The 26,481-nt window shown below is 73.7% G+C and carries 26 protein-coding genes; 16 read left to right on the top strand and 10 right to left on the bottom strand.

The window, feature by feature from the left end; all coding sequences use genetic code 11:
- Positions 1-15: 15 nt before the first annotated feature.
- Both GA0070610_RS25165 and GA0070610_RS31575 read left to right on the top strand, forming a co-directional pair.
- Positions 16-447: a hypothetical protein gene (locus tag GA0070610_RS25165; protein ID WP_157747229.1), complete on the top strand. Its 432-nt coding sequence runs from the start codon at positions 16-18 to the stop codon at positions 445-447.
- A 171-nt stretch (positions 448-618) separates the two neighbouring features.
- Positions 619-1,209: a type II toxin-antitoxin system HicB family antitoxin gene (locus GA0070610_RS31575; RefSeq protein ID WP_231925807.1), complete on the top strand. Its 591-nt coding sequence runs from the start codon at positions 619-621 to the stop codon at positions 1,207-1,209.
- A gap of 11 nt (positions 1,210-1,220) precedes the next feature.
- Here GA0070610_RS31575 and GA0070610_RS25155 read toward each other — a convergent pair whose 3' ends face one another.
- On the bottom strand, positions 1,221-2,900 hold the full coding sequence (locus GA0070610_RS25155) for a DNA repair helicase XPB (protein WP_089002333.1): 1,680 nt from the start codon (positions 2,898-2,900) through the stop codon (positions 1,221-1,223).
- Positions 2,901-3,075: 175 nt separating this feature from the next.
- Here GA0070610_RS25155 and GA0070610_RS25150 point away from each other — a divergent pair, with 175 nt between their 5' ends.
- On the top strand, positions 3,076-3,969 hold the full coding sequence (locus GA0070610_RS25150) for a L,D-transpeptidase family protein (protein ID WP_089002332.1): 894 nt from the start codon (positions 3,076-3,078) through the stop codon (positions 3,967-3,969).
- A 141-nt stretch (positions 3,970-4,110) separates the two neighbouring features.
- The gene (locus tag GA0070610_RS25145; protein ID WP_089002331.1) at positions 4,111-4,359 is read left to right on the top strand and encodes a hypothetical protein; all 249 of its coding nucleotides are present in this window, start codon (positions 4,111-4,113) and stop codon (positions 4,357-4,359) included.
- A 10-nt stretch (positions 4,360-4,369) separates the two neighbouring features.
- Here GA0070610_RS25145 and GA0070610_RS25140 read toward each other — a convergent pair whose 3' ends face one another.
- On the bottom strand, positions 4,370-6,850 hold the full coding sequence (locus GA0070610_RS25140; RefSeq protein WP_089002330.1) for a helicase-associated domain-containing protein: 2,481 nt from the start codon (positions 6,848-6,850) through the stop codon (positions 4,370-4,372).
- Positions 6,851-6,935: 85 nt separating this feature from the next.
- Between GA0070610_RS25140 and GA0070610_RS25135 the strand changes: the two genes are divergently transcribed.
- Both GA0070610_RS25135 and GA0070610_RS25130 read left to right on the top strand, forming a co-directional pair.
- Positions 6,936-7,559, top strand: coding sequence for an HAD family hydrolase (locus GA0070610_RS25135; RefSeq protein ID WP_089002329.1), 624 nt, complete (start codon positions 6,936-6,938; stop codon positions 7,557-7,559).
- Positions 7,560-7,593: 34 nt separating this feature from the next.
- Complete coding sequence (locus tag GA0070610_RS25130; RefSeq protein ID WP_089002328.1) at positions 7,594-7,980, top strand: cold-shock protein; 387 nt, start codon at positions 7,594-7,596, stop codon at positions 7,978-7,980.
- Here GA0070610_RS25130 and GA0070610_RS25125 read toward each other — a convergent pair.
- Positions 7,941-8,801, bottom strand: a complete 861-nt coding sequence (locus GA0070610_RS25125) for a 1,4-dihydroxy-6-naphthoate synthase (RefSeq protein WP_089002327.1) — start codon at positions 8,799-8,801, stop codon at positions 7,941-7,943. The two genes, GA0070610_RS25130 and GA0070610_RS25125, sit on opposite strands and share 40 nt — an antisense overlap.
- A gap of 453 nt (positions 8,802-9,254) precedes the next feature.
- On the opposite strand from GA0070610_RS25125, the gene GA0070610_RS25120 reads away from it, so the two are divergent.
- Positions 9,255-10,112, top strand: a complete 858-nt coding sequence (locus GA0070610_RS25120; protein ID WP_231925806.1) for a GNAT family N-acetyltransferase — start codon at positions 9,255-9,257, stop codon at positions 10,110-10,112.
- Positions 10,113-10,118: 6 nt separating this feature from the next.
- Here GA0070610_RS25120 and GA0070610_RS25115 read toward each other — a convergent pair whose 3' ends face one another.
- Positions 10,119-10,769: a futalosine hydrolase gene (locus GA0070610_RS25115; protein WP_089002326.1), complete on the bottom strand. Its 651-nt coding sequence runs from the start codon at positions 10,767-10,769 to the stop codon at positions 10,119-10,121.
- Positions 10,766-12,481, bottom strand: a complete 1,716-nt coding sequence (locus GA0070610_RS25110; protein WP_089002325.1) for an MFS transporter — start codon at positions 12,479-12,481, stop codon at positions 10,766-10,768. The genes GA0070610_RS25115 and GA0070610_RS25110 overlap by 4 nt, the downstream gene beginning before the upstream one ends.
- A gap of 87 nt (positions 12,482-12,568) precedes the next feature.
- On the opposite strand from GA0070610_RS25110, the gene GA0070610_RS25105 reads away from it, so the two are divergent.
- Entirely contained in the window at positions 12,569-13,408 is an 840-nt protein-coding gene (locus tag GA0070610_RS25105) for a DUF3027 domain-containing protein (protein ID WP_089002324.1), read from the top strand.
- A 45-nt stretch (positions 13,409-13,453) separates the two neighbouring features.
- Here the strand turns inward: GA0070610_RS25105 and GA0070610_RS25100 are convergent, their stop codons facing one another.
- Complete coding sequence (locus GA0070610_RS25100; RefSeq protein ID WP_089002323.1) at positions 13,454-13,702, bottom strand: DUF2530 domain-containing protein; 249 nt, start codon at positions 13,700-13,702, stop codon at positions 13,454-13,456.
- A gap of 87 nt (positions 13,703-13,789) precedes the next feature.
- On the opposite strand from GA0070610_RS25100, the gene GA0070610_RS25095 reads away from it, so the two are divergent.
- The 5 genes from GA0070610_RS25095 (at position 13,790) to thpR (ending at position 18,395) form a co-directional block, all read left to right on the top strand.
- Complete coding sequence (locus GA0070610_RS25095) at positions 13,790-15,268, top strand: NCS2 family permease (RefSeq protein ID WP_089002322.1); 1,479 nt, start codon at positions 13,790-13,792, stop codon at positions 15,266-15,268.
- Between the two features lie 126 nt (positions 15,269-15,394).
- Entirely contained in the window at positions 15,395-15,844 is a 450-nt protein-coding gene (locus GA0070610_RS25090) for a MarR family winged helix-turn-helix transcriptional regulator (RefSeq protein ID WP_172896591.1), read from the top strand.
- Between the two features lie 68 nt (positions 15,845-15,912).
- Positions 15,913-17,196 (top strand): MFS transporter, encoded by a 1,284-nt coding sequence (locus GA0070610_RS25085; RefSeq protein WP_089002320.1) that lies wholly within the window; start codon positions 15,913-15,915, stop codon positions 17,194-17,196.
- 101 nt (positions 17,197-17,297) lie between these two features.
- On the top strand, positions 17,298-17,807 hold the full coding sequence (locus tag GA0070610_RS25080; protein WP_089002319.1) for a hypothetical protein: 510 nt from the start codon (positions 17,298-17,300) through the stop codon (positions 17,805-17,807).
- 9 nt (positions 17,808-17,816) lie between these two features.
- Positions 17,817-18,395 (top strand): RNA 2',3'-cyclic phosphodiesterase, encoded by a 579-nt coding sequence (gene thpR / locus GA0070610_RS25075; protein ID WP_089002318.1) that lies wholly within the window; start codon positions 17,817-17,819, stop codon positions 18,393-18,395.
- A 10-nt stretch (positions 18,396-18,405) separates the two neighbouring features.
- Here the strand turns inward: thpR and GA0070610_RS25070 are convergent, their stop codons facing one another.
- The 4 genes from GA0070610_RS25070 to GA0070610_RS25055 all read right to left on the bottom strand — a co-directional run bounded on the left by GA0070610_RS25070 (position 18,406) and on the right by GA0070610_RS25055 (position 23,261).
- A complete protein-coding gene (locus GA0070610_RS25070) occupies positions 18,406-19,392 on the bottom strand; it encodes an aldo/keto reductase (RefSeq protein ID WP_089003724.1) in 987 nt (328 codons plus the stop codon).
- A 79-nt stretch (positions 19,393-19,471) separates the two neighbouring features.
- Positions 19,472-20,557 carry a septation protein SepH gene (gene sepH / locus GA0070610_RS25065; protein ID WP_089002317.1) on the bottom strand — a complete coding sequence of 362 codons (1,086 nt, stop codon included), beginning with the start codon at positions 20,555-20,557 and terminating at the stop codon, positions 19,472-19,474.
- Between the two features lie 188 nt (positions 20,558-20,745).
- Positions 20,746-21,873, bottom strand: a complete 1,128-nt coding sequence (serC, locus tag GA0070610_RS25060; protein ID WP_089002316.1) for a phosphoserine transaminase — start codon at positions 21,871-21,873, stop codon at positions 20,746-20,748.
- A gap of 281 nt (positions 21,874-22,154) precedes the next feature.
- A complete protein-coding gene (locus tag GA0070610_RS25055; RefSeq protein WP_089002315.1) occupies positions 22,155-23,261 on the bottom strand; it encodes a citrate synthase 2 in 1,107 nt (368 codons plus the stop codon).
- A 285-nt stretch (positions 23,262-23,546) separates the two neighbouring features.
- Here GA0070610_RS25055 and pdxH point away from each other — a divergent pair, with 285 nt between their 5' ends.
- The 3 genes from pdxH to GA0070610_RS25040 are packed head-to-tail and all read left to right on the top strand — an operon-like array spanning position 23,547 to position 26,469.
- Positions 23,547-24,176, top strand: coding sequence for a pyridoxamine 5'-phosphate oxidase (gene pdxH, locus GA0070610_RS25050; protein ID WP_089002314.1), 630 nt, complete (start codon positions 23,547-23,549; stop codon positions 24,174-24,176).
- Entirely contained in the window at positions 24,173-25,486 is a 1,314-nt protein-coding gene (locus tag GA0070610_RS25045) for an MFS transporter (RefSeq protein ID WP_089002313.1), read from the top strand. The genes pdxH and GA0070610_RS25045 overlap by 4 nt, the downstream gene beginning before the upstream one ends.
- A gap of 53 nt (positions 25,487-25,539) precedes the next feature.
- A complete protein-coding gene (locus GA0070610_RS25040) occupies positions 25,540-26,469 on the top strand; it encodes an aldose 1-epimerase family protein (RefSeq protein WP_089002312.1) in 930 nt (309 codons plus the stop codon).
- Positions 26,470-26,481: the final 12 nt, after the last annotated feature.

Here is a 26,481-nt window from a genome sequence, read left to right as displayed (position 1 = left end):
TTGATAGCGTGCCCCGTGCGTCCTTCCCTCCTGCTGTTCGCTGGTGGTGCGTTGGGTCTTGCGCAATCAGCGAGCGGAGCCCGCATCGTCCTTCGTGACGCGCTTGACGCGGAGGCGATGTACGGCGGCGGAATGGATGTCGTCCTGCTGCTGATGCTGGTGGTCACCTCGGTGACCGGCGCGGCCGTTCTGTTCGCCGCCGGTGGGCTGCTGGTTCGTCATCGGGTCAGGCCCGGCCGCGCCCTGCTTCATCTGTGGACCGGTCCGATCCTCGTCCGGTCCGCATATGGCGGCTTTCTCGTGAGCGTCCCGAACGACGGTGGCCCGTTTCCGGCCTGGGCTGTCGTGACGGAGGTCGTGGCCGGTCCCGCTCTGGTGTTGATGGTGATCACCGCAACATGGTTGCTGCTCGGCTGGTCCGGGAAGTCCTCCCCGCGATCGGGATAGAGCCAGGGCAGGGACCGGAGCGAGGACTCCAGTGCGTTCGGGAAGCGTTCGAGTGCGGCCGCGTATGACCCCGAGCACCGCTTGGGCGCTGTCCTGGTTGTCCCACTCCCTGGTGCCCGTACACCGTGAGGTGCTTGCGATTATGGTACCGCCCGCAGTACCATCGGCCGCGTGGCGTCCATAGACAAGGTCGTTGCAGCGATGCGGACAAGCCAGCAGAACATCGCTTGCAACGATCTCTACCGGGCATGCGAACACTACTTCGGGAAGCCGCGCCAAGCTGGCAGCTCTCACGCGGTGTTCAAGACGCCCTGGGCCGGCGACCCACGTGTGAACATTCAGAACGACAAGGGTAAGGCGAAGGCGTACCAGGTCCGGGCAGGTGCTCAAGGCGATCGACAAGAAGGAGGCCATGTGATGCAAACCGATCCCCGTCCCGAGATCACCCACTACACCTACCGCGTCACCTGGTCCGCCGAGGACCGCGAGTTCGTCGCCACATGCGCCGAGTTTCCCTCACTCTCCTGGCTGGCTTCCTCCCAGATCGAGGCTCTGCAGGGGCTTCAGGACCTGTTGCGCGAGGTGATTGAGGACATGCAGGAGCAGGGCGAAGCGGTGCCGCAGCCGTTCGCCGAGCGTAGCTATTCAGGCAAGTTCAACCTGCGTGTCGGAGAGAGTCTGCACCGGGAACTCGCCATCCAGGCAGCCGAGGACGGGATGAGCCTCAACCAGTACGTCCTCCGCAAGCTCCGAGCCGCCTGACCGCAGAACTGTCAGTCGACCGTGGGTAGCTTCGGGCCGAGCACGTCGTCGGCGTCGACGATCGTGTACGCGTACCCCTGCTCGGCCAGGAAGCGCTGCCGGTGGGCCGCGTACTCGGTGTCGATGGTGTCGCGGGAGACGACCGTGTAGAAGTGCGCCTGGCGGCCGTCGGCCTTGGGACGCAGCACCCGCCCCAGCCGCTGCGCCTCCTCCTGCCGTGACCCGAACGTGCCCGACACCTGGATCGCCACGGCCGCCTCGGGCAGGTCGATGGAGAAGTTGCCGACCTTCGAGATGACCAGCGTGCGTACCTCGCCGGAGCGGAACGCGTCGAAGAGCCGCTCGCGTTCCTTGTTGGTGGTCGAGCCCTGCACGATCGGGGCGTCCAGGTATTCGCCGAGCTGGTGGAGCTGGTCGATGTAGCCGCCGATGACGAGCACCTGCTCGTCCGGGTGCCGGTCCACCAGCGCCTTCACCACGGGCAGCTTCGTGCGGGCGGTCGCCGCCATCCGGTAGCGCTCCTCGGCCTCCGCCGTCGCGTACGACATGCGCTCCGCGTCGGTGAGGGTCACGCGTACCTCGGTGCACTGGGCCGGGGCGATCCAGCCCTGCTGCTCGATGTCCTTCCACGGCGCGTCGTACCGCTTCGGGCCGATCAGGCTGAACACGTCGCCCTCGCGGCCGTCCTCGCGTACCAGAGTCGCCGTGAGGCCCAGCCGGCGGCGGGCCTGGAGGTCCGCCGTGAAGCGGAAGATCGGCGCGGGCAGCAGGTGCACCTCGTCGTAGACGACCAGGCCCCAGTCGCGGGCCCCGAACAGGTCCAGGTGGGTGAACGCGCCCTTCTTGCGCGAGGTGAGCACCTGGTACGTGGCGATGGTGACCGGGCGGATCTCCTTGCGCTCGCCCGAGTACTCGCCGATCTCCTCCTCGGTCAGCGACGTGCGCGCGATCAGCTCGCGCTTCCACTGCCGCCCGGCGACCGTGTTCGTGACGAGGATCAGCGTGGTCGCCTTCGCCTCGGCCATCGCCGCCGCCCCGACCAGCGTCTTGCCGGCGCCGCACGGCAGCACCACGACGCCCGACCCGCCGGCCCAGAACGCCTCCACGGCCTCCCGCTGGTACGACCGCAGCGTCCACGGCTTCCCGCCGTCCTTGCCGGCCTCGGCCAGCTCGATGGGGTGCGCCTCGCCGTCGACGTAGCCGGCCAGGTCCTCCGCCGGCCAGCCCAGCTTGAGCAGTGCCTGCTTGAGCCGGCCGCGCTCCGACGGGTGCACCGCGATCGTGTCGTCGTCGAGCTTCGCGCCGAGCATCCCGGCGAGCTTCTTGCTCTTCGCTACCTCGATCAGCACCACCCGGTCCAGTGCCCGCAGCACCAGGCCGTGCGCCGGGTCGTTGGCGAGTTGGAGGCGGCCGTACCGGTCCATCGTCTCGGCCACGTCGACCAGCAGCGCGTGCGGCACCGGGTAGCGCGAGTACTTGATCAGGGAGTCGACCACGCCCTCGGCGTCGTGGCCGGCGGCGCGCGCGTTCCACAACCCGAGCGGGGTCAGCCGGTAGGTGTGCACGTGCTCGGGGGAGCGCTCCAGCTCGGCGAAGGGCGCGATGGCCATCCGGCACGCCTGCGCGTCGGGGTGGTCGATCTCCAGCAGCAGGGTCTTGTCCGACTGCACGATCAGGGGTCCACCGCTCACGCCAGTGCCTCTCCTCCGCCTCGGGTCGCCGGCTGTCCGGGAGGCGACTGACCCGCCCAGGCCGACCCACCAGTGTTGCACGCACCCGGGTGACGGCAGAAAAATCTGCTCACCTGGAGCAACCGGAGCGGCACTCGCAACGTCTAGCAAAGGGGACACCTGTCAGGGAGGCAGCATGAAACACGTCCGGATCAGCAGCCGGCTCGTCGCTCTGGCAGTGGTCACGCTGGTCGGTGCCGGTGCGTGCACGTTCGATCCGCAGGCCGACGGCGGCGGGGGCGGGGGACCCGTCGCGGCCGGGGCTGCGGAGCGGGTAACGGGGGCGAGCGGTGCGCCCGGGCCGGACCAGCGGGCGCGGCCGAGCACGGCGCCGCCGAAGCCCAAGGTCAAGCCGACGCGGGGCACGCCGGCACCGACGCGCCCCACGGTGAAGCCGACGCGCCCCGCGACGAGACCCACCACGTCGCCGTCCGCCGCCGGCTGCCCGCAGGGCGAGCACCAGCGCGCGGTGGAGGCGTACCTCGCCCGGCTGGGCGGGTTCGGGCGGGTGACCGTCGACGGCCGCCAGTCCGCCGCCGACTGCGCGGCCATCAAGAAGTTCCAGAAGCGGTACGACATCCGCCCCGCCCACGGCCGCGCCGGCCCCACGACCCACGACGTGGCTAAGCGGCTCGCCACCACCGACACGGCGCGCTGCCGGGCCGGCTCGGGCACCACCTTCTGCATCGACCTGACCCGGCAGACCACCTGGGTCATGCGCAACGGCAGGGTGCTCGTCAAGCCGACCGTCACCCGCACCGGCATGCCCGGCTACCGCACCCCGGCCGGCACGTTCACGATCAACTACCGCAACGTCAAGGAGTGGTCCGACCCGTACGAGGTGTGGCTGCCGTACTGGCAGCACTTCACCCGGGGCATGGGCTTCCACCAGACCACCACCTACCTGCACGAGAAGTCGATCGGCTCGCACGGCTGCGTCAACCTGCTCCCCGGCGACGCCGTCCGCTTCTGGGAGCTGGGCAAGGTGGGCAGCAAGGTCGTGCTGGTCGGGCGGCGCCCCGGCACCTGAGCCGCCCGGGGCACCTGAACCGCCCCGACACGCCTCTGAGACATCGCACAACTCGTCCGATCCGGGCTTTATCCCCTGTCACTCGCGCCACGGCGGTGTCACGCTGGACGTCAGGCGTCGAACCGGACGGGGAGGCTGGGAATGACGGTCGACCGAGAAGTGATCCCGGAGCACAGTCCCGCGCACGACCGGTCGCCCGTCGAGGAGGTCTCCACCGCCACCGTGGTCGCGTACGCGATGGCGGCGGTGGTGCTCGTCGGCTGGTTCCTCTTCGGCTGGCTGGTGCTCGAACAGGGCTTCGTCGACTCGGTCGGCGAGTCCGCCGGCGCCGGGTTCACGCTCCTGCTGATCGTCTCCGTCGTCGGCACGGTACGCCGCAGCCGCCGCTGACCCGACCCGCTCAGTCCTCCAGCACCGCCGCCGTGATCCGGTGCAGGGCGAAGGTGTGCAGCATCTCCGTGCGGTCGTCCTCGGCGCGCAGGTAGCCCGCGCCCATGGAGACCGGCCGGACGAGCCGGGACGCGGTCGCCCCGTGCGCGTCGACGTAACCCACCCAGACCAGCGCCCGGTCCCGGACCGCCTGCTGGAGCACGGCGATCGCGTCGCTGTGGGAGAGCACCGGCGCCGGACCGGTGCGCCCCACCCCGCCCCGGACCACGGCCGGCGCCCGCCGTGCGGCCCGCGCCGCCGCGTCGCCGCGCCGGATCTGCTCCACCACTCCCAGCAGGCGGGGCATCGCCAGCTTCGGTGCGGTCAGCGGGTCGAGCGTCCTGGTCGTCACCGGCACCCGGGCCGGGGCCCGCCGGGTCTTCGGGCGGGCCAGCACCGCGGCCCCGCTCGCGTCCTCCGGCACCGGGGCGTACCCGGCGTCGCGCAGCGCCATCAGCATCCGACCCACCTGGTACGGCGTCGACAGCACCGTCGGCGCCAGCCGGCGCAGCGCCAGCGGCTCCAACCGCCGGTCGGCGAGCACCTCCGTCAGCAGGGCCTCGTCGTCGCTGCGCACGTACCCACCGGCGGAGCCGACCCGCAGCCCGCCGTGCTTGCGGGCCACGTCGTCCACCAGGTACGTCAGCCCCTGCGGGACGGGGGTGCGGGACCGCCGTCGGAACAGGGCGTGCAGGTCGTCGGCCGAGTAGCCGGCGTCCAGGGCCCGGCGCACGCTCGCCGGGGTGACCCGGTGCACGCTCGCCCCACCGGCCGACTCGTGCTCCGCCACCACCTCCAGCTCGGCGGCCAGCGCCGGATCGGGCGGGCCGGGCACCACCACCGTCAGGTCCGCCTGCACGAGGAAGTGGTCGACCGGGGCGGGCAGCAGCGCGTCGAGCGCGCGTACGGCGTTGGACGCGTCGCCGCTCTCGGCGTCCGAATGCAGCCCGAGCGGGTCGTCGCCGCCCCGCTCGTCGGCCGCCGTCACGTCGGCGAGCAGCAGCCGCCCGTACGAGGTGAGCGCCCCCAGCCCCGTCACGCCCAGCGTGGCCGCCTCGGCCAGCACCTCCCGGTGCGCGGCCTCCCGCCCCCGGCTGCGCCGTGGCGCCCGCCAGTCGAGCAGCGCCAGCACCTCCTCGGGGGTGGGTCCGGTGGCCGGTTCCAGGTCGGCGAGAACCTCCAGCACTGCCCGTCGGGCGGCCGGCGCGCCGGCCCGTTCCGCCTCGGCGGAGAGCACCGTGATCGGCCGGTCCCGGTCGTCGCGCTGCCCCACCAGCCCGGCCTGCCGGGTCATGGTCAGCCAGGCCCGGGCGAGCTGCTCCCAGCGCTGCGCGAGCGTCCCGGCCCGCCACACCTCGTACCCGGCGGTGGGCAGGACCTGCTGGTCGGCGCCGTGCCGGGTGGTGGTGGCCCCGGGCAGGTCGATCTCGCCGACGAGCCCGCCCGCGTACGCCGTCTCCAGCAGCAGGGCCGCCGCCGGCTCGTCCAACCCGACGGCCTTGGCGAGTCGGCGCAGGTCACGGACGCCCAGGCCGCCCGAGCGCAGCACCGGAGCCGGTTCGGCGGCGAGCTGCTCCAGCAGCGCCTCGGTGTGGCGTACCACCTCCATGGTCTGCCCGGCCCCGGCGGAGTCGGCGGCCTTCGGCTCGCGCGGCGCGGCGGCCACGGGCGGTGGGCTGCTGCACAGCGGGCCGAGCGGGCCGCTGTCGCGGCGCAGCAGCAGGCCCACCTCGCGGGGCAGCTCGACGGTGCCCGTGACGCCGGCCCGGCCGCCGGAGACCGGCACCAGCAGGTGGTGGTCGACGAGCCAGCGCACCGGCGAGCCGGTGGGCGCGCCGCCGTTGGTCGGGTCCGGCGGCAGGTCGTCCTCCGCGCCGAGCGCGGGCGCCTGCAACGCGCCCGCCGGCACGCTGCCGACCGGCGGTCCGGCGGCCAGCCGGTCCAGGATCGCCCGGGCCGAGGGCGGCGCGGCCAGCAGCGTCCGCCGCAGCTTCGCCGGGTCCGCGCAGAGCGCCGCCGCCCGCGCGTCCAGCTCCGTCGCCGGTCGCCCCAGCCCCGCCGGGTACGGGGAGACCTCGTCGACGCTCGCCACCACGCGCAGGGCGTGCTCGGGGCCGTACAGCACGAAGAGCGCGCGCAGCCGGTGCACGGCGGCGCGGACGGTGGTGGGGGCGGGCGGCTGCGGCCCGGCGGTCGCCATGGCGAGGACCGCGTCGGTGGAGGTGGTCTGCTCGGCCGCGTCCCGGGTCAGCCGGGCGGCGTCCAGCATCAGCAGGGTGAACTGGTCCAGCGCGTCGAGGGCGCGAGCCACCGAGACCCGGGACTGGGCCCGGGTGGCGAGCGCGGAGACGTCGGCCGGCACGGGTACGACGAGGTCCGGCCGCAGCTGGAGGAGGGCGGCGAGCGACTCGTCGGGCAGCGACCGCAGGTGGTCGGCGAGTGAGGTGGTCATCGTCGTTCCACGCTAGCCCGGCAGGTGGTCCTCGCGCCCCTCGGACGTCCGGCTGACCCGGGGATGGGCGGGTACGTTCTTCCGCATGGCAGCGCTCACGGTCGGCTTCGACCTCGACATGACCCTCGTCGACTCGCGTCCCGGCATCGCCGACACCTTCCGGGCGTTGATCGCCCGCACGGGCGTGTACGTGGACGTCGAGGCCGTCGTGTCGCGGCTCGGCCCGCCGCTGCGTACCGAGATCGCCCGCTGGTTCCCGCCAGAGCAGGTCGACGAGGCCGTCCGGGCGTACCGCGAGCTCTACCCGGCGTACGCCATCACCCCCACGGTCCCGCTCCCCGGCGCCGTCGCCGCGCTCGACGCCGTACGCGACAGCGGAGGTCGCGCGCTGGTGGTGACCGCCAAGCACGGCCGCCTGGCCCGGCTGCACCTCGACCACCTCGGGCTGGTGGTCGACGAGGTGGCCGGCGACCTGTTCGCGGAGGGGAAGGCGACCGCGCTGCGGCAGCACGGCGCGACCCACTACGTCGGCGACCACGTGGCCGACATGGCGGCCGCGGGGGCGGCGGGCGTACCCGGGATCGCGGTCGCCACCGGCCCGTGCACCCCCGACGAGCTGCGCGCGGCCGGGGCGGCGGTGGTGCTGGACGATCTCACCGGATTCCCGGCGGCGCTCGACGGGATGATCCGGCTAGCCTTGGAGCGGTAGACGTCTCAAGCTCAAGCGAAGCAGGGGTTCTCAGGTGCCGACGGGTCGAGTGAAGTGGTTTGACGCGGCCAAGGGATACGGGTTCGTCACCAGCGACGAAGGTGGCGACGTGTTCCTGCCCAAGGGCGCGCTACCGACGGGTGTCACCGACCTCAAGGGCGGTCAGCGGGTCGACTTCAGCGTGGTGGACAGCCGCCGGGGCTCGCAGGCGATGGGGGTCAAGCTGCTCGACGCCCCGCCGTCGATGGCGGAGTTGCGCCGCCGGCCGGCGGAGGAGCTGCACGGCCTCGTCGAGGACATGATCAAGGTGCTGGAGGCGAAGGTCCAGCCGGACCTGCGCCGGGGTCGCTTCCCGGACCGCAAGACGGCGCAGAAGATCGCTCAGCTGGTCCACGCGGTCGCCAACGAGCTGGAGGTCTGAGGCACCAGCCCGGCGTCGGCGGCCCGGCCGAGCAACGCCTGGACGGCGGCGAACCCCGCGTCCCCCAGGTCGGCGGTGAACTCGTTCACGTAGAGCCCGATGTGCCGGTCCACCACGTCGGGCTCCATCTCCTGGGCGTGCGCCAGCACGTACTCCCGGCTGGCGGCGGGATCGGCCCAGGCCCGGCGCACCGACTCGCGGACCCACCCGGCGGCGGCCTCCGGGTCGACGGCGCCGCGCCGGGCCAGGATGGCCCCGAGGGGGATGGGCAGGCCGGTGTCGGCCTCCCACCACTCGCCGAGGTCGACCAGGGCGGTCAGGCCGTGCCGCGGGTAGGTGAACCGGGCCTCGTGGATGACCAGCCCGGCGTCGTACCGGCCGGCCGCGACGCCCGGCATGATCTCGTGGAACGGCACGACCTCGATCCGCGCGGGGGGCCGCTCGGCAGCCCAGAGCCGGAAGAGCAGGTACGCCGTGGTCCGGTCGCCCGGCACCGCCACCGTGGCACCACTCAGGTCGGCGCGGCCGGAGCCGTCGGGCTGGCCGGGGCCGCGGTCGCCGCGGGTCAGCACCAGCGGACCGCAGCCACGGCCGAGCGCACCCCCGCAGGGCAGCAGGTGGTAGTCGTCCAGCAGCCACGGCAGCGCCGCGTAGCTCACCTTGACCAGGTCGAACGCCCCCCGCTCGGCAGCCGTGTTGGTCACGTCCACGTCGGCGTACGTGACGTCGACCGGCGGGGCGCCGGGCACGAGGCCGTGCACCAGGGCGTGGAAGACGAACGTGTCGTTGGGGCAGGGCGAGATAGCCAGCGAGAGCGCCACGCCCTCACCGTATCCCCGCCCTGTGCCAGCGCCCGACCGCGCCAGCGCCGGTGTGACCCGGATCCGCTCCGCCGCGCCCGCCTGACCTCTTCCGCTCTGCCGGCCGGATCCTGCCTGACGCGTCCTTTCGAGCTGATGTCGTAGACGATTCAGCCTTGCTCGCGTCCGCCGCCCACTCCCGGCCCGCTGCCTCATCGCCGCTGCGGTCACGGCTCTTCTCCCTGCCAGGGCGGGACACCTGGGACGCGCCGCGCGCAGCGGTGCCTGATGTCGTAGACGATTCAGCTCGACAGCGTCGCGAAGGAGTCCTGTCCTCGTCCTTGAGCGGCTGTTCCGATCGGTGGACGGTCCGGTGCCGTGGGTCGACCCCTTGGCGTCAACGTTGTCCACAAGCTTATCCACAGGCTGCGGACGGGTGTTGAGGGCGAGGCGTTGCACCGGGAGCATGTTGTCGTGGCAGAGCTGACGGATGCCGTCGACCTTGGTGCGGCCCTGCGGGCGCTACGACGCCGAGCGGACCTGAGCCAGCGGGAACTGGCCGAGCGGTCGGGGGTGCCCCAGGCGACCCTGGCCCGGATCGAGTCGGGCCGGGCTACCGACCCGCGGTTCCGTACGGTGGAACGGCTCCTCCGGGCCGCCGGCGGGGAGGTGGCAGTCGGCGTACGCGACACCTCCGCGACCGCCGACCGGGTGCTGCCACCGGTGCCGCACGAGGCGCTGCGGGACGAAGCAGGGCGTCGGTACCCGGCTCACCTCGACGTCTGGGAGGTCAAGGAGCCGAAGGACTGGCCGGGTGCCTGGTGGGCGAACTGGTACAACCTTCCCCCGGCGCGCTGGCCGCTACCGCTGCCACCGGCCACGTACGAGCGGAATCGTCGCCACCGGGACCGGCGTCGACGTGCCATGGAGATCCAGCGGACGGTACGGCTGCGTCGCGTGACTGGCGGCGGCCTGCCGGCGACGTCGTGGCGGTTCGTGGCGGAACTGCCGGGCGGGGAGCTGGTGGGTGAGCTGCGGGCCCACGAGCGCAGCCCGCACCTGGTCGACGGCGACGATCCGGGTGAGGAACGGGAGGTCGTGCTCGACGGTGTTCTCGTCGCGGAGGGCTGTCGACGGCTCGGCATCGGGCGCCGGTTGGTCGGGTTGCTGGCCGACGAGATGGATCGCTCCGGCATCCGCACCGCCCACGCGATCGCCGAGGACACCGGCGTCGATCTGCTGCTCGCCTGCGGATACCAGTTCAAGACGAGCCGGCCGTGGGCCCTGCGCCTCGACCGTCGGCCCGCGGCTGCGAACTGGCCCTCGGCGTAGGCGGGTTCAGGTCAGGGCCGCGGCGGCGGTGGTGAGGGCGGCGAGCGCCTCGCGCATGCGCCAGGCGTCGCGGTCGCGGGGACCGACGGGGTTGGAGACGGTACGCAGCTCGGCGAACGGGACGCCGGCCTGCGCGGCGGCGACGGCCACGCCGTACCCCTCCATGGCCTCGGCGACGGCGTCGGGGTGGCGCCGGCGCAGGGCGTCCGTGCTCGCAGCGGTGCCGGTCACCGTGCTGACGGTGAGCACCGCGCCCACCGTCGCCGTCGGCAGCCCGGCCCGCAGGGCGGCCAGCAGCCCCGGATCGGCGGCGAGCGCGAGGCCGCCACCGAGCCACTCCGGCGGCATGCCCAGCTCGTCCACCGGGAGGAAGCCCGCCGGCGACTCGGCACCCAGGTCGGCGGCGACGGACACGGAGCCCAGCACCGTCGCGCCGACGTCCGCCCGGCCGGCGAAGCCGCCCGCCACGCCCGCACTGACCACACCGCGGTACGGGCGCCCGGCCGCCTCGGCGAGCGCCAGCAGCCGGGCGGTGGTGGCGGCGGCGACGGCGGGCCCGACCCCCACCGGCAGCACCGCCGTCGACGGGTCCGGAAGGCCCGCGCGGACCGCCTCGGCCTCGGCGGGCACCGCCGTGACGACCAGCAGGCCCGTCACGGCAGGGGTCCCTGCGGCTCCCGGCGGGTCTCGTCGTCCGCTCCGCCCGTCCCGGCGACGGCGGAGGACGGCCGGTAGATGTGGTACCCGGGCGGGGCCAGGGACGGGTCGTCCAGCGGCCGGCCGCCCTGCGCCGGGGCGGGCGAGACGGGCGCGACCCCGGTCTCGGGACCGGCCTCCGCCTCGGTGCGCGCGCCGGCGCCGCTGCCCGTGCCGCGCGTGCCGGTCGCGTCTGCCGTGCCGGTGTGCGCGCCGGCCGTGTCGCGCCCGTCGTTCCCGCCGCTGCCGTCGTCCCCGCCCGCGTCGTCGGCCAGTTCGTCGTCGGCGAGCGGGCGGCCGGCCAGCCGCTCGGCACGCAGGCGGCCCGCCACCACCACGCCGCGCACGGCGGCCAGCGTGCCGACCCCGGCGGCGACGGCGATGCCGATCCGGCCGTCGAAGGGGACGAGCCCCAGCCCGCCCCCGGCGACGAACGCGAGCATCAGCACGGTCTCGGAGTGGGCGAACGAGCTGGCCCGCAGCCGTTCCGGGATGCGCTCCTGGATCGAGGCGTCCACGGCGAGCTTGGCGATGCCGCTGACCAGCGCGGCCACCAGACAGAGCAGGGCGACCATCGGCAGCGAGAACATCAGCGCCGCGAGGACCGCCACCCCGCCCACGATGATCATGCCGCTGGACTGGATCGCCACGGGTCGGTGGATGCGCAGCCGGGTGCCGATCGCGGTGGCGAGGAAGGTGCCCACGGCCAGCGCCGCGCCGACGAGGCCCAGCGCCCCCTCGTCGCCCAGGTCGCGGCCGAAGACGACGGTGGTCAGGTCGCCGGCCTTGATCGCGAAGGCGAGGAAGAGCAGCAGGAAGCCGTACAGGCCGCGCAGCGTCGCGGCGCCGATCAGGGTGGCGATCACGAGCCGGCCCGCCGGTCGTCCCCGCCCCAGCGGGCGGTCGCCGCCGCGTCGGCCGAGCGCCCGCAGCGGTCGGGGCACCCGCTCCGGCGGCTCGGAGTCGGCCTTCGGCGGCAGCCGCAGGGAGATCACCATGCCGACCAGGAAGATGACCGAGGCGACCCGGAGTGGCCACTGCGGCCCGAACCAGAAGGCGGCCAGCCCGATCGGGGCGACCAGGGCGCCGGCCACCGTGCCGTAGACGCTGGCCCGGGCGCCCACCTGGGACAGACCCAGCCCCTCGGGCAGCAGGCGCGGGACCGCCGCCGAGCGGGCCACCCCGTACGCCCGGGAGAGCGCCAGCACGCCGAAGGCCGCCGGGTAGAGGCCGAAGCCGTGGATGTAGTCGGAGATCAGCCAGGCCAGGAAGGCCCGGCCGAGCATGGTGGCGGCCAGCGCGTACCGGCGGCCGTGGCGGAAGTGGTCGAGCAGCGGGCCGACCACCGGGGCGAGCATGGCGAACGGCACCATGGTCACCAGCAGGTAGAGCGCGACCTTGCTGCGTGCCTCGCCGAGCGGGACGTTGAAGAAGATCGTCCCGGCGAGGCCGATGGCGATCAGCGTGTCGCCGGCGCAGGAGAGCGCGTGCAGGTCGAAGAGGCGGACCATGCCGACCTCGCCCCCGGCGCCCCGGGCGCGCGCCCGGCCCGCCCGGCGGGTCATCCAGCGCCCACCGCTGACCGAGCCCCGGAACAGCAGGCGGACGGCCTTGATGCCGGTGCCGACGGTCCGCCCGAGTACGGACCGCCCGGAGCGGGAGAACAGCGGCATGCCCACCATCCTCACCCATCCGGTCCGTCCGTGCCGCACCACTGTCCCAGAACGTCATCGGCGGGTGCCTGTCGGTCTGCCGTACGCATGGGGAACAATGGTCTGGTGACCAGGCCCGCCTCCGCCCGTGCCGCTCGTCTCGACCAGGTCTGTGCCGCCGCCGTCGAGGTGGCGCGTGACGCCATCACCGAGGTCGACGCCTCGGACGTCGGCGACCACCTGCAGGCTGTCGCGGAGGGCGACCGGCTCGTCACGCACTACTTCGAGTGCCGGCTCGCCGGCTACCGGGGCTGGCGCTGGGCGGTCACCGTCACCCGCGTGCCGCGCAGCCGCAACGTCACGGTCTGCGAGACCGTGCTGCTGCCCGGCACGGACGCGATGCTCGCCCCCGGCTGGCTGCCGTGGCAGGAGCGGCTCAAGCCGGGCGACCTCGGCCCCGGCGACCTGCTGCCCACCCCGGCCGACGACGACCGGCTCCAGCCCGGCTACCTGCTCTCCGACGACCCGGCGGTCGAGGAGACCGCGTGGGAGCTCGGTCTCGGCCGGACCCGGGTGCTCTCCCGCGAGGGGCGCAGCGAGGCCGCCCAGCGCTGGTACGACGGCGACCACGGCCCGTCCGCCGCGATCTCGGCAGCCGCCCCCGCCGCCGCCCGCTGCGGCACCTGCGGCTTCTACCTGCCGCTCGCCGGCGCCCTGCGGCAGGCCTTCGGGGCGTGCGGCAACTTCTACGCCCCCGACGACGGTCGGGTGGTCAGCGCCGACCACGGCTGTGGGGCCCACTCGGAGACGCTGATCGAGGCCGCCGAGACCCCGGTCGAGGAGATGCCGACGGTCTACGACGACAGCGCGGTCGAGCCCGTGGCGGTCAGCCGGGCACCGGGCTCCGTCGAGGCGGCCGAGCCGGCGGAGCCGTACGGGCACCCCTGACGCGACCGGGCGCGGGCCGGCCCGACGGATCGGTGTCGTCGCAGGTCAGCGGCCTGCGCGGCGGCGGCGCCGGTTGGCGTCGTGCCGCATCATCACGGCGAGACCGGGGAAACCCCACAGAAAACCGGCCAGGCAGGTCCACAGCCAATCCTGGTGATCGTGCGCGGTCAGCCAGTCGCGGAAGAAGACCAGCAGCACCAGCCCGGCGAGCGCCCAGGCGGCCATCCCCGCGAGGGCGAACGGCACCATCGGCGGGTCGAGCGGCTCGGGCCGCGGTGGCTGCTCCTTCGGCACGCGGCAAGCGTACGCGATCAACTTTTCCTGCTGGCCGGTGATCTGCGACGATGCGCGCGACAACGGAAGATCACCTGCGAGGACCTGATGTCAGTAGCGCCGCCCGAGAACGGCACACCACCCGATCCAGCGCACCCGCGTAACGGTTTCGACCGGTACTTCGAGATCTCCGCCCGTGGCTCGACGATGAGCCGCGAGGTACGCGGTGGCCTGGCGACCTTCTTCACGATGGCGTACATCGTGGTGCTCAACCCGCTCATCATCGGTGGTGCCGTCGACGGCGACGGCAAGAAGCTCTCCATCGCCGCCCTCGCCGCGGCAACCGCCCTGGTCGCCGGCCTGATGACCATCCTGATGGGCGTGGTCGGCCGGTTCCCGCTGGCGCTCGCCGCGGGCCTCGGCGTCAACGCGCTGGTCGCGTACGAGATCGCCCCGGAGATGACCTGGGCGGACGCGATGGGCCTCGTGGTGATCGAGGGTGTGATCATCGCGGTGCTGGTGCTGACCGGCCTGCGTACGGCGGTGTTCCGCTCGGTGCCGACGCAGATGAAGACGGCGATCGGCGTCGGCATCGGCCTCTTCCTGACCATCATCGGCCTGGTCGACGCCGGTTTCGTGCGCCGGGTGCCGGACGTGCAGAACAGCACCGTCCCGGTGAGCCTGGGCATCGGCGGCAAGCTCGCCAGCTGGCCGCTGCTGGTCTTCGTGGTGGGTCTGCTGCTGACCATCGTGCTGCTGGTGCGCCGCGTCAGGGGCGCGATCCTGATCGGCATCCTCGGCTCCACCGTGCTGGCGATCATCGTCGAGGCGGTGGCGAACATCGGGCCGTCCTTCGTCGACGGCAAGCCCAACCCGAAGGGCTGGGCGCTGAACGTCCCGGAGCTGCCGAAGACCTGGGTGGACGTGCCGGACCTGTCGCTGCTCGGCAACTTCAACGTGTTCGACTCGTGGGGCCGCGCCGGCTGGGTCGTCGTGCTGATGTTCGTGTTCACCCTGCTGATCACGGACTTCTTCGACACCATGGGCACGATGGTCGCGGTCGGCCAGGAGGGGAACATGCTCGACGAGCGGGGCACCCCGCCGCGGGCGAAGGAGATCCTGCTGGTCGACTCGATCGCGGCGGCGGCCGGCGGTGCGGCGAGCACGTCCAGCAACACGTCGTACATCGAGAGCGCGGCCGGTGTGGCGGAGGGCGCCCGTACGGGCGTCGCCAACCTGGTCACCGGCGGGCTGTTCCTGCTGGCGATGTTCCTGGCGCCGCTGGTCGTGGTGGTGCCGTTCGAGGCGGCGTCCACGGCGCTGGTGGTGGTCGGCTTCCTGATGATGACCGCGGTCCGGACGATCGACTGGTCGGACTACGAGATCGCGATCCCGGCGTTCCTGACGATCGTGCTGATGCCCTTCACGTACTCGATCTCGAACGGCATCGGGGCCGGCCTGATCTCGTACGTGGTGGTGAAGCTCGCCCGGGGCAAGGCACGGGAGATCCACCCGCTGCTGTACGGGGTGGCCGCCCTCTTCGTGCTCTACTTCCTGCGCGGGCCGATCGAGTCCCTGGTGCTCTGATCCTCGACACGCCACGCTCCGGGCCGGTCGGCCGATTCAGGTACCCGGCCCGGAGCAGGGCAAACTTCTCGTGAGCATGGTCATATCGCATCTCATTCGCCTGGCTAATTAGCTAGGCTAACTATCGTGACGGAGCGGACGGTGACGGCGAAACGCGTGCCACCGGCGCAGCTGGCACCCCAGCTGCGTGACGCGATCACCCGGCTCAACCGACGGGTCCGCCAGGCCCGGCCGGTCGGCGACCTCACGGTCACCCAGCTCTCCGCGCTCACCAGCCTCCGGCTGGCGGGTGCGCTGACGCCTCGGGAACTGGCCGACGTGGAACGGGTGCAGCCGCCCACGATGACCAAGATCGTTGCGAAGTTGGAGGAGCGCGGCCTCGTGCAGCGCACCCCCCACCCGACCGACGGCCGGCAGGTCATCCTGGCGGCGACCGAGGGGGGACGGGCCGTGCTCGACCAGTTCGAGCGGGTCCGTGACGAGTGGCTGGCCCGCCGGCTGGCCGAGCTGACCGAAGCCGAACGGGACACCCTGCGGCAGGCCGCCGAGATCCTTCAGCAGGTCGCCCGCGCCTGACCCGCGCCTCGTGCCACCGCGCCGTCCGACGTCGATGACGCGTACGACCGCGAGGAGGCGCACCAAGAGTGCAGGCGAAGCTGAGCACGATGTTCCAGTCCCTACAGGTCCGCAACTACCGGCTCTTCGCATCCGGGCAGCTGATCAAGCTGATCGGCGTCTGGATGATGTTCATCGCCCAGGACTGGCTGGTCCTCGAGCTCTCCGACAACTCCGCCACCGCCCTCGGCGTGGTCACCGCGCTCCAGTTCACCCCGGTGCTGCTGCTCACCCTGCTCTCCGGGCGGCTGGCCGACCGCTACGACAAGCGGATGCTGCTCTTCGTCGCGAACGCGTTCTGGACCGTGCTGGCGCTCGCCATGAGCCTGCTGGTGATCACCGGCCTCGTGCAGCTCTGGCACGTCTTCGCGTTCGCGGCCCTGCTCGGCGTCGCCAACGCCGTGGAGACCCCGGTCCGGCAGGCGTTCGTCTCCGAACTGGTCGGCACGTCGCTGCTGCCGAACGCGCTCTCGCTGAACGCGGCGGTGTTCAACTCCGCCCGGATCGTCGGGCCGGCCGTCGCCGGCCTGGCCATCGCCGCCTTCGACGTCGGGCCGGTCTTCATGTTCACCGCGCTCAGCTCGATCGCCCCGCTGGTCACCGTGATCCGGATGCGCCCCGCCGAGCTGTACCGGGAGGCGCTGCCGCCGCGCGACGAGCGGGCGTCGGCCAAGGTGGTCGACGGCCTGCGCTACGTCTGGCGCCGGCCCGACCTGCTGCTGCCCATGGCGGTGATGTCGGTGATCGGCATGTCGCTGTTCAACTTCCAGCTCACCCTCGCCGCGCTGGCCAAGACCGTGTTCCAGACCGGTGCCGCCTCGTTCGGGCTGTTCAGCACCGCCCTGGCGGTCGGCGCGCTGGTCGGCGCGCTCGCCGGCACCGGGCGGCGCAGTCGTCCGTCGGTCTGGCTGGTGCTCGGCGCGGGGGTCGGCTGCGCCGTCTTCGGCACGCTGGTGGGGCTCGCCCCGGCGTACTGGATGGTGGTGACCCTGCTGCTGCCGACCGGTTTCTTCATGGTGTTCTTCGCCCAGGCGGCCAACCAGCGGGTGCAGCTCGGCACGGACGCCGCCTTCCGCGGCCGGGTGATGGCCCTCTGGGTGCTGGTCTTCCTCGGCACCAACCCGGTCGGGGCGCCGCTCATCGGCTGGGTCGCCGAGACCTACGGCGCCGGCGCCAGCATCTGGATCGGCGGGCTGATCTCGCTGGCCACCATCCTGATCGCGCTCACCTGGCAGCTGCGCCGCTCCGGCGCCCGGCTGCGCTTCCGCGTCCTGCCGATGCCGCGCTTCTACGTCACCTCCGCCGACTGCTGAGCGTCCCCGCCCCGGAGTGGGACGATCCGTCCCATCCTGCGGATGGCGTGGATGGCACGAAAGCGGTGGCGGTAAGGAGGAAAGAGGCTTAGCGTCGATACGTGGAGCCCGGGCGCGCGCTGCTGCTGATCCTGATCTTCGTCGCCGCGGCCAGCCTGCCGGTGCTGATCGCCCTGGCCTTCTGCGCGGACGAGATCATCGACCGGGTCGCCTGCGCGTACGCGGAGTGGCGGGAGCGCCGCCGGGAACGGCGCACCATCGCCCGGCTGGACCGGGCCGTCGAGGCCGACGCGCTGACCCGCGACATCGACCTCACCGACTTCGACCGGCCCGACCGCCGCCCGCTGGAGGAACTCGCCGCCGACCTGCGTCGTCTGCGCGGGCAGGGGGCCGCCTCCGACGGCCGCCAGCCCGTCTGGCACGGCACGATCCTGCGGGCGTACGACGACCGCCTCCGGCTGGCCTGCCGGGCCCTCGGGCTCACCGAGCACCTGACCGAGCTGGAGGGCGTCGACCTGGAGCTGGAACGGGTCCGGGTGGAGGGCCTGCTGCACGCCGCCGGGCTGACCCTGCCCGCCGCCCGGGCCGGCCACCGGCAGCGGCACCGCTGAGGGTGGCGCGTGAGGCTCTTCGTCGCGCTCTACCCGCCACCCGGGGCGGTCACGCACCTCGGCGCGCAGGTCGCCCGGCTGCGCGTCGGCGCGGCGGCCGCCGCCGGGACCAACGTCCGGCTCGCCGACCCCGGCAACGCGCACGTCACCCTCGCCTTCCTCGGCGACGTCGAGGCGGACCGGCTGGTCGCCGTGGAGAGCGCGCTCGGGCTGGCCGCCGAGTGGGCCCGCGACGGCCGCCAGGCCGCGCCCCGGCTCCGACTGGCCGGCGGCGGGCGGTTCGGGCGGGGCCGGTTCACCGTCCTCTGGGTCGACCTCCGGGGCGAGGTGGAGCCGGTGCAGGTGCTGGCCCGGCTGATCCGCTCCCGGCTGCGGCACGGCCGCCTGCCGTACGACGAGAAGCCCTTCCGCCCGCACCTGACGATCGCCCGCCCCGGCGACCGGGTGTCCCCGGCCGACGTGGCCGCCGACGTGGCCACGCTCGACGACTACGAGGGCCCGGAGTGGCCGGCCGGCGAGATGGTGCTCGTGCGCAGCCACCCCGGCCCCCGCCCCACCTACGACCGGCTGGCCGCCTGGCCCCTCTGACGCTCCCGGGTCACCAGGCCCAGGCCTCCGGGCCGGGGCCGCCGTTGCCGACGGGCGGGAAGAGCTCGTCCAGGCGGGAGAGGGTGCCCTCGTCGAGGTCGACGGTCAGGGCGCCCAGGGAACGGTCGAGCTGCCCGGTGGTGCGCGGCCCGATGATCGGAGCGGTCACCCCGGGCCGCGACAGCAGCCAGCCGAGGGCCACGTCCGCCGGGTCGTGACCGAGGTCGCCGCAGAGTTTCTCGTACGCCTCGATGGTGGGCCGGTGCTCGGCGAGCGCGTCGGCGGAGCGGCCGCTGGCGCCGCGTGCGGCCCCGCCCTCGGCCATCTTGCGCAGCACCCCGGCGAGCAGCCCGCCGTGCAGCGGCGACCACGGGATGACACCCAGCCCGTGGTGCTGCGCGGCGGGCACCACCTCCAGCTCGACGTGCCGGGTCATCAGGTTGTAGATGCACTGCTCGGAGACGAGGCCGAGGAAGTGACGCTTCCCCGCCGCCTCCTGCGCCACGGCGATGTGCCAGCCGGCGAAGTTGGACGATCCGACGTAGAGCACCTTGCCCTGGGCGACCAGGGTCTCCATGGCCTGCCAGATCTCCTCCCACGGCGTGCTGCGGGAGACGTGGTGCATCTGGTAGAGGTCGATGGTGTCGGTCTGGAGCCGGCGCAGCGAGTCCTCGCAGGCCCGGACGATGTGCCGCGCGGAGAGGCCCTGCTCGTTGGGCCACTCGCCCATCTTTCCGTAGACCTTGGTGGCCAGCACGACCTTCTCCCGCCGGCCGCCGCCCTGGGCGAACCAGCGTCCGATGATCTGCTCGGTGATCCCCTCGCCGGTCTGCCAGCCGTAGACGTTGGCGGTGTCGAAGAAGTTGATCCCGTGCTCGAGGGCCCGGTCCATGATCGCGAAGCTGTCCGGCTCGGTGGTCTGCGGCCCGAAGTTCATCGTGCCGAGGCAGAGGCGGCTGACGGACAGGCCCGTACGGCCAAGGTTCGTGTACTCCATGAGGCCACCCTCCCACGGCGGCACTTCGAGTGCCTCGCGTCGACTCCGGCGACGGGGATCCGTCGCCGGAGTCAGGCGGTCACGAGGACTCGCGGGCCGCCGGGCCGCTGCCGAAGAGCACGTCGTCCCAGCTCGGCAGGCGCTTGCGCGGCTTGCCGCCGGCGTCGGTCGACTCGCCGGCCGCCGCTGCCGAGGGCGCGCCCGTGCGCCGGGGCCGGAGCACCGCCAGCGACGGCACGGCCGGCACCTCCTTGGGCGCGTCGGAGTCGTCGTCGAACGCGGAACCCTGGCCGCCGCCGAGCAGCGCCGCCGCCCCGCCGCCTACCGGCCGCTGGCGCGGCGCGTCCTGCCCCGCCAGGGCGGCCGGGCTGCGGGGTTCGAGCCCGCGGCCCGAGGTCGAGCCGAGCGGACGGTCGAGCGAGGCGAGCAGGGCGTCCCGCCCGGCCCGGATCGGGTCGCGGCCGGGACGGCTGTGCTCGGCCGCCGCCGGCAGGCCGTGCCCGCCCCGGGTCGGCTCGCCGCGCGACGGGCCGGGCAGCGCGTGGCCGCCCCGCTCCGGCGCCGGCTCCTGGCCGAGGATCGGCGTGGGCCGCTCGGCGCACAGGTATTGCGCCATGTCGTCGTGCGGGGTGACCGCCTGCCGGGTCTTGTCGAGATCCCAGATCGCCTGCGCGGTCGCCTTGCCCGAGGGCCAGGTCGCCACGATCCGCCAGGTGCCGTCGTCGCGGCGCCACGCGTCCCAGGAGATCTTCTCGGTGTCGATCCCGTGCTGGGCCAGCCGGCCGTTGACCACCTCGGCGAGCGGGGTGGGCTTCTCCGCGCCCTTGAGCCGGGTGCGGCGGGCGTGCTGGGCGAGCATGGCCCGCTCCTGGAGCACCGGGCCGGCGTAGCGCAGCACCCGGTCGACGGGCACGCCGGCGATGCGGGCGACGTCCTCGGCGGACTCGCCGGAGCGGATCTTGGCCTGGATGTCCCGTGGGGAGAGTGAGGGCACCGGATCGGCGGTCGCCGCCGGGGCCACCGCGAGCGGCGGGGCGCCGGGCTCGGCGTGCAACGCGCCGGCGATCCGCTCGTCGATGGGCAGGGCGAGCAGTCGCCCGACCTCGTCGGCGAGCACCAGGGCCTGGCCGTCCTCGGAGAGGGCGACGAAGCGTACTGGGCGCATGGCGTTGCCTCCGTCCCGCTTCGCTGGCCGTCACGCCACGAGCCGGCCACCCGGGCGTCCTCGCACCACCGTACGCGCATCTGCCCGCAGGTGGGGGATGCGACACCCGCATGTCGCGACTGAGCTGCGACGATGATCACGGTCGGTGGCCGCCGACGCGCCCGGCGGCCACCGACCGTGACGACGATTCAGAGCCGCTCGACCACGTAGTCGATCGACGCGGTCAGGGCCTCGACGTCGGCCGGCTCGACGGCCGGGAAGAGCGCGACGCGGAGCTGGTTGCGGCCCAGCTTCCGGTACGGCTCGGTGTCCACGATGCCGTTGGCGCGCAGCGCCTTCGCGATCGCGGTCGCGTCGACGGAGTCGGCGAAGTCGATGGTGGCGACCACGTTGGAGCGCAGCGCCGGGTCGGTGACGAACGGCGTCGCCACCTCGGAGCGCTCAGCCCAGCCGTACACGATCGCGGCGCTCTCGGCCGTGCGCTTGGCCGCCCAGGCCAGCCCGCCCTGGGAGTTCATCCAGTCGGTCTGCTCGGCGGCCAGGAAGATGGTGGCCAGCGCCGGGGTGTTGTAGGTCTGCTCCAGCCGCGAGTTGTCGATCGCCGTGACCAGGTCGAGGAAGGCCGGGATGTAGCGGCCGGACGCCTTGATCTCGCCGGCCCGCTCCAGCGCGGCGGGGGACATCAGGGCCAGCCACAGGCCGCCGTCGGAGCCGAAGCACTTCTGCGGGGCGAAGTAGTAGACGTCGGTCTCGCCGACGTTGACGTCGAGCCCGCCGGCGCCCGAGGTGGCGTCGACCAGCAGCAGCGAGCCGGGGTCGGCGCCGGCGACCCGGCTGATCGGCACGGCCACACCCGTCGAGGTCTCGTTGTGCGGGGTGGCGTAGACGTCCACCCCGGCCTCGGCGGTCAGGGTCGGCGCGCTGCCGGCCTCCGACTTGCGGACGGTGGGCTCGCCGAGGAACGGGGCGTCCTTGACGGACTTGGCGAACTTCGCGCCGAACTCGCCGAAGCTGGCGAACTGGGCCCGGTCGCGGACCAGGCCGAACGTCGCGACCTCCCAGAACGCCGTGGTGCCGCCGTTGCCCAGCACCACCTCGTAGCCCTCGGGGAGGGAGAAGAAGTCGGCGATGCCACGGCGCAGCCGGGCCACCTCGTCACGCACGGTCTTCTGCCGGTGCGAGGTGCCCAGGTAGCTGGTCGCCACGTCGGCGAGGGCGGAGACCGCCGCCGGACGGACCTTGGAGGGCCCGCAGCCGAACCTCCCGTCGGCGGGCTTGAGGTCGTCGGGAATCCGGATGGTCGGTGCGTCAGCCACGGTTGTCGAGATCCTTCCGCAGGGGCGAGGGCGGGCCCGGTGTTCAGGCGGGCGCGGATCGAACGGCGGACGCGTGCTCAGGCGCACGACGTGGCCGGGACCCGGGCCCGGTCCGGCGACACTGCCGGCCTTCATCCTCCCACCCGCTCGGGCCGCACCGACCCCTGGTCCCACCAGCGGCGTTGAGGCGTGCACCACAGCCCGCGCGCCGGCTGGGCCCGCGTACGACGGAGGGCCCCTCCCGTCGACGGGGCGACGGGAAGGGGCCCTCGGCGTGACGCTCAGACGCCGTGCGGGATGGCGTCCCAGCCCTCGACGTCGCTGGGCTTGCGGGTGCCCGGGCCGACGTAGCGGGCCGACGGGCGGACCAGCCGCTGGAGCTTCTTCTGCTCCAGGATGTGCGCGCTCCAGCCGCCCATCCGGGCGCAGGTGAACATGGAGGTGAACATGTGCGCCGGCACCTCGGCGAAGTCCAGCACCACGGCGGACCAGAACTCGACGTTGGTGGCGAGCACCCGGTCCGGGCGGCGGGCCTGGAGCTCGGCCAGGGCGGCCTTCTCCAACGCCTCGGCGATCTCGAAGCGCGGCGCGCCCAGCTCCTTGGCGGTGCGGCGCAGCACCCGGGCCCGCGGGTCCTCGGCCCGGTAGACGCGGTGGCCGAAGCCCATCAGCCGCTCGCCCCGGTCGAGGACGCCCTTGACGTAGCCCTCGGCGTCGCCGCTGCGCTCGACCGCCTCCAGCATGCTGAGCACCCGCGACGGGGCGCCGCCGTGCAGCGGGCCGGAGAGGGCGCCGATGCCGGAGGAGATGCAGGCCGCGGCGTCGGCGCCGGTGGAGGCGACGATCCGGGCGGTGAAGGTGGAGGCGTTCAGGCCGTGCTCGGCGGCCGAGATGAAGTAGGCGTCGACGGCCTTGACGTGCCGGGGGTCGGGCTCGCCGCGCCAGCGCTTCATGAAGCGCTCGACGATGGTGGACGCCTTGTCGATCTCCTTCTGCGGCACGGCCGGCAGGCCGAGGCCGCGCGCCGACTGGGCGACGAAGGAGAGCGCGGTGACCGACACCCGGGCGAGGTCCTCGCGGGCCTGTTCGTCGGAGATGTCGAGCAGCTGGTTGAGACCCCAGTACGGGGCCAGCATCGCGACGGCGGACTGCACGTCCACCCGGATGTCGCCGGAGTGCACCGGCACCGGGAACGGCTCCGCCGGCGGCAGGCCCGGGCCGAAGCGCCCGTCGACCAGCAGCGCCCACACGTTGCCGAAGGAGACCTGGCCGATCAGATCCTCGATGTCGACCCCGCGATAGCGCAGCGCGCCGCCCTCGCGGTCGGGTTCGGCGATCTCGGTCTCGAAGGCTACGACGCCCTCCAGTCCGGGTTTGAAATCGGCCATGTCGCTCTCCTGGATCTGCTCGGCGCGCCCGCCCGGGGCTCCGGTCCCGGCCCAGCCGGTCGAGCACCTTAGGCGACCCTCAGGGATGTGTTCGTGACATCTTGCCTGCTGGGTAACCGGATTCGCGACCCACGGCGACTGTGCCGCACACGACATCCCCGGTCCGGGTGGCCCGGAGCGCGTCGGTGACACTGTGCGGTGCGGGCTGGCCTGCGCCGCAGAGGGTGGGCGGGGCCGACGAGGAGGAGGGGGAACGTGACGGGGGACACAGCCCGGCCGGCGGGCATGCGTAACGAGTACGCCGCGGAGCTGGGCCTTTCCGAGGCGGATCTGGCCGCCGACTGGCACGGTCAGTTCGCCCGCTGGTTCGCCGACGCGGTCGCCGCCGGGCTGCCCGAACCGAACGCGATGGTGGTCGGCACCGCCGACGCCGCGGGCCGCCCGAGCGCCCGGACCGTGCTGTTGAAGGGGTACGACCCGGAGGGCTTCGTCTTCTACACCAACCACGAGTCCCGCAAGGGCGCCGAGGCGGCCGCCAACCCGTACGTCAGCCTGGTCTTTCCCTGGTTCCCGATGCACCGGCAGGTGACGGTCACCGGCCGGGTCGAGCGGGTCGACCGGGCGGAGACGGAGGCGTACTTCGCCAGCCGGCCGCGCGGCTCCCAGCTCGGCGCCTGGGCCAGCGCCCAGTCGCGGGTGATCCCCGGGCGGGCCGTGCTGGACGAGGCGTACCGGGCGGCGGCCGAGCGTTTCGCCGAGGTCGAGCCGATCCCCGCCCCGCCGTACTGGGGCGGCCTGCGGGTGCGGCCGGACGCGGTGGAGTTCTGGCAGGGCCGGGTCAGCCGGCTGCACGACCGGCTGCGGTTCCGGCGTACCGGGGCCGGGGAGTGGGTCGTGGAACGGCTGGCCCCGTGACCCAGCTCAAGGCCCCCCGGCCGGGCGGGCTGCGCCGCTTCGCGATCGACCTGAGCCCGCTGGCCGTGCCGGCCTACCGGCGGATGTGGCTGGGCAACGGCATCGCGATGTTCGGCATCCAGCTCACCGCGGTCGCCGTGCCGGTGGAGATGTACGCGCTGACCGGCAGTTCGCTCTGGGTCGGCCTGATCGGGATCGCGGCGTTCCTGCCGCTGCTGGTCTTCGGGCTCTGGGGCGGTGCGCTGGCCGACGCGCACGACCGGCGCAAGGTGCTGCTGGCGACCGCGGCGGTGCTCTGGGTCGCCACGTTCGGCCTGGTGGTGCAGGCGGTGCTCGGCGTCGGCAGCCCGCTGCTGCTGCTCGCCCTGGTGGCGGTGCAGTCGGTCGCCTTCGCGGTCAGCTCGCCCACCCGCAACGCGATCCTGCCCCGGCTGGTGCCGGCGGAGTTGGTGCCGGCGGCGAGCACGCTGAACTTCACCACCCACACGGCCGCCTCGGTGTTCGGCCCGCTGGTCGCCGGCCTGATCTTCGCCTGGTGGGGCACGGACCTGGGCCTGCCCATCGCGTACGCGGCCGACGCGGCGCTCTACACCGTGGCCGTCTGGGCGACCGTGCGGCTGCCGGCCATGCCGCCGGAGCCGGACCCGGACGCGGGCCGGGCCGCCCCGGGCTCCCCACGCCGGGCCGGGCTGGCCAGCATCGTCGACGGGCTGCGCTACCTGGCGACCACGCCGGTGCTGCTGCTCTCCTTCGTGATCGACCTGATCGCCATGGTGCTGGCGATGCCCCGGGCGCTCTTCCCCGAGATCGCCGAGTCCCGGTTCGGTGGCGGCGCGGCGGTCGGCTGGCTCTACAGCGCGATCGCGGCGGGCGCGATGCTCGGCGGGCTGACCTCCGGCTGGATCGGTCGGTTGCGCCGGCAGGGGCTGGTGCTGGTGGTGGCGGTGGTCGGCTGGGGGCTGGCCGTGGCGGCGGCCGGGCTGGCCGGCCAGCTCTGGCTGATGGTGCTGCTGCTCGCGGTGGCCGGGGCGGCCGACCTGGTCAGCGCGGTGCTGCGGCAGTCGCTGCTGCTGGTCTACGCGCCGGACCGGATGCGCGGGCGGCTCATGGGCGTCAACACGGTGGTCATCGCCGGCGGTCCGCGCCTGGGCGACCTGCGGGCCGGCGCGGTGGCGGCGGGCTTCGGCGGCGGCGTCGCCTGGGTCAGCGGCGGGTTGATCTCGGCGGCGCTCGCGGTGCTGCTCGCGGTGGCGTTCCCGGTGCTGCTGCGCTACCGGGCGGCGGCCCGCTCCGGCGACGACCGGGGGTGACGGGCCCGGTCGGGGCGAGCGACGGCGGGGCGGGAACCGTTAGGGTCCCCCGCATGGACACCCCCGACCAGCGTCCGCCCTCGGGCGCGCAGTGGAGCATTTCGGCCGCCGGCCACGAGGCCGTCATCGTTGAGGTGGGCGGCGGGGTCCGGACATACCGGCACGACGGCACCGACCACCTCGACGGGTACGACGCCGACGAGCTCTGCCCCGGCTGTGCCGGGCAGGTGCTGGCCCCCTGGCCGAACCGGATCCGCGACGGGCGCTACACCTTCGGCGAGCGGTCGTTGCAGCTCACGCTCAGCGAGCCGAACCGGGGCGTGGCCATCCACGGGCTGGTCAACTGGGTGCCGTGGCGGCTGGTGGAGCAGTCGTCCGACGCGGTGACCGTCGGCTACGACCTGCCGCCGCAGCCGGGCTACCCGTGGCCGCTGCGGCTGCGTACCCGGTGGAGCGTCGGGCCGGACGGCCTGCGCGCGGAGCACGAGGCGACGAACCTCGGCGACGAGCCGGCGCCGTTCGGCTTCGCGGTGCACCCGTACCTGCGGGTGCCCGGGGTGGCGGTGGACGACCTGTCGATGCGGCTGCCCGCCCGGAAGCGGCTGCACGTGGACGGCAGGCTGCTGCCGATCGGCGTCACCCCGGTCGAGGGCACCGAGTACGACTGGACCAGCCCCCGCCGCATCGGCGGCGCCCAACTCGACCTCTGCTTCGGCGACGTGGTCCGCGACGAGGACGGCGGTTCGGTGGTCAGCCTGGCCGCCCCGGACGGCGCGGCGGGCGTACGGATCTGGGCGGACCGGGAGTTCGGCTGGTGGCAGGTGTTCACCGGCGACGCCCTGCCCGGCGAGCGGCGGCGTCGGTCGGTGGCGGTGGAGCCGATGACCTGCCCGCCGGACGCGTTCCGCTCCGGCCGGGACGTGATCACCCTGAAGCCGGGCGCGACCTGGCGGGGTGTCTGGGGCGTACGGCCCGGGGTCTGAGCGGGGGAGCGC

This window comes from Micromonospora echinofusca (assembly GCF_900091445.1).
Lineage (GTDB): Bacteria > Actinomycetota > Actinomycetes > Mycobacteriales > Micromonosporaceae > Micromonospora > Micromonospora echinofusca.
The sequence above is the reverse complement of the archived record's forward strand: the minus strand, read 5'-3'. Positions and strand labels throughout refer to the sequence as shown.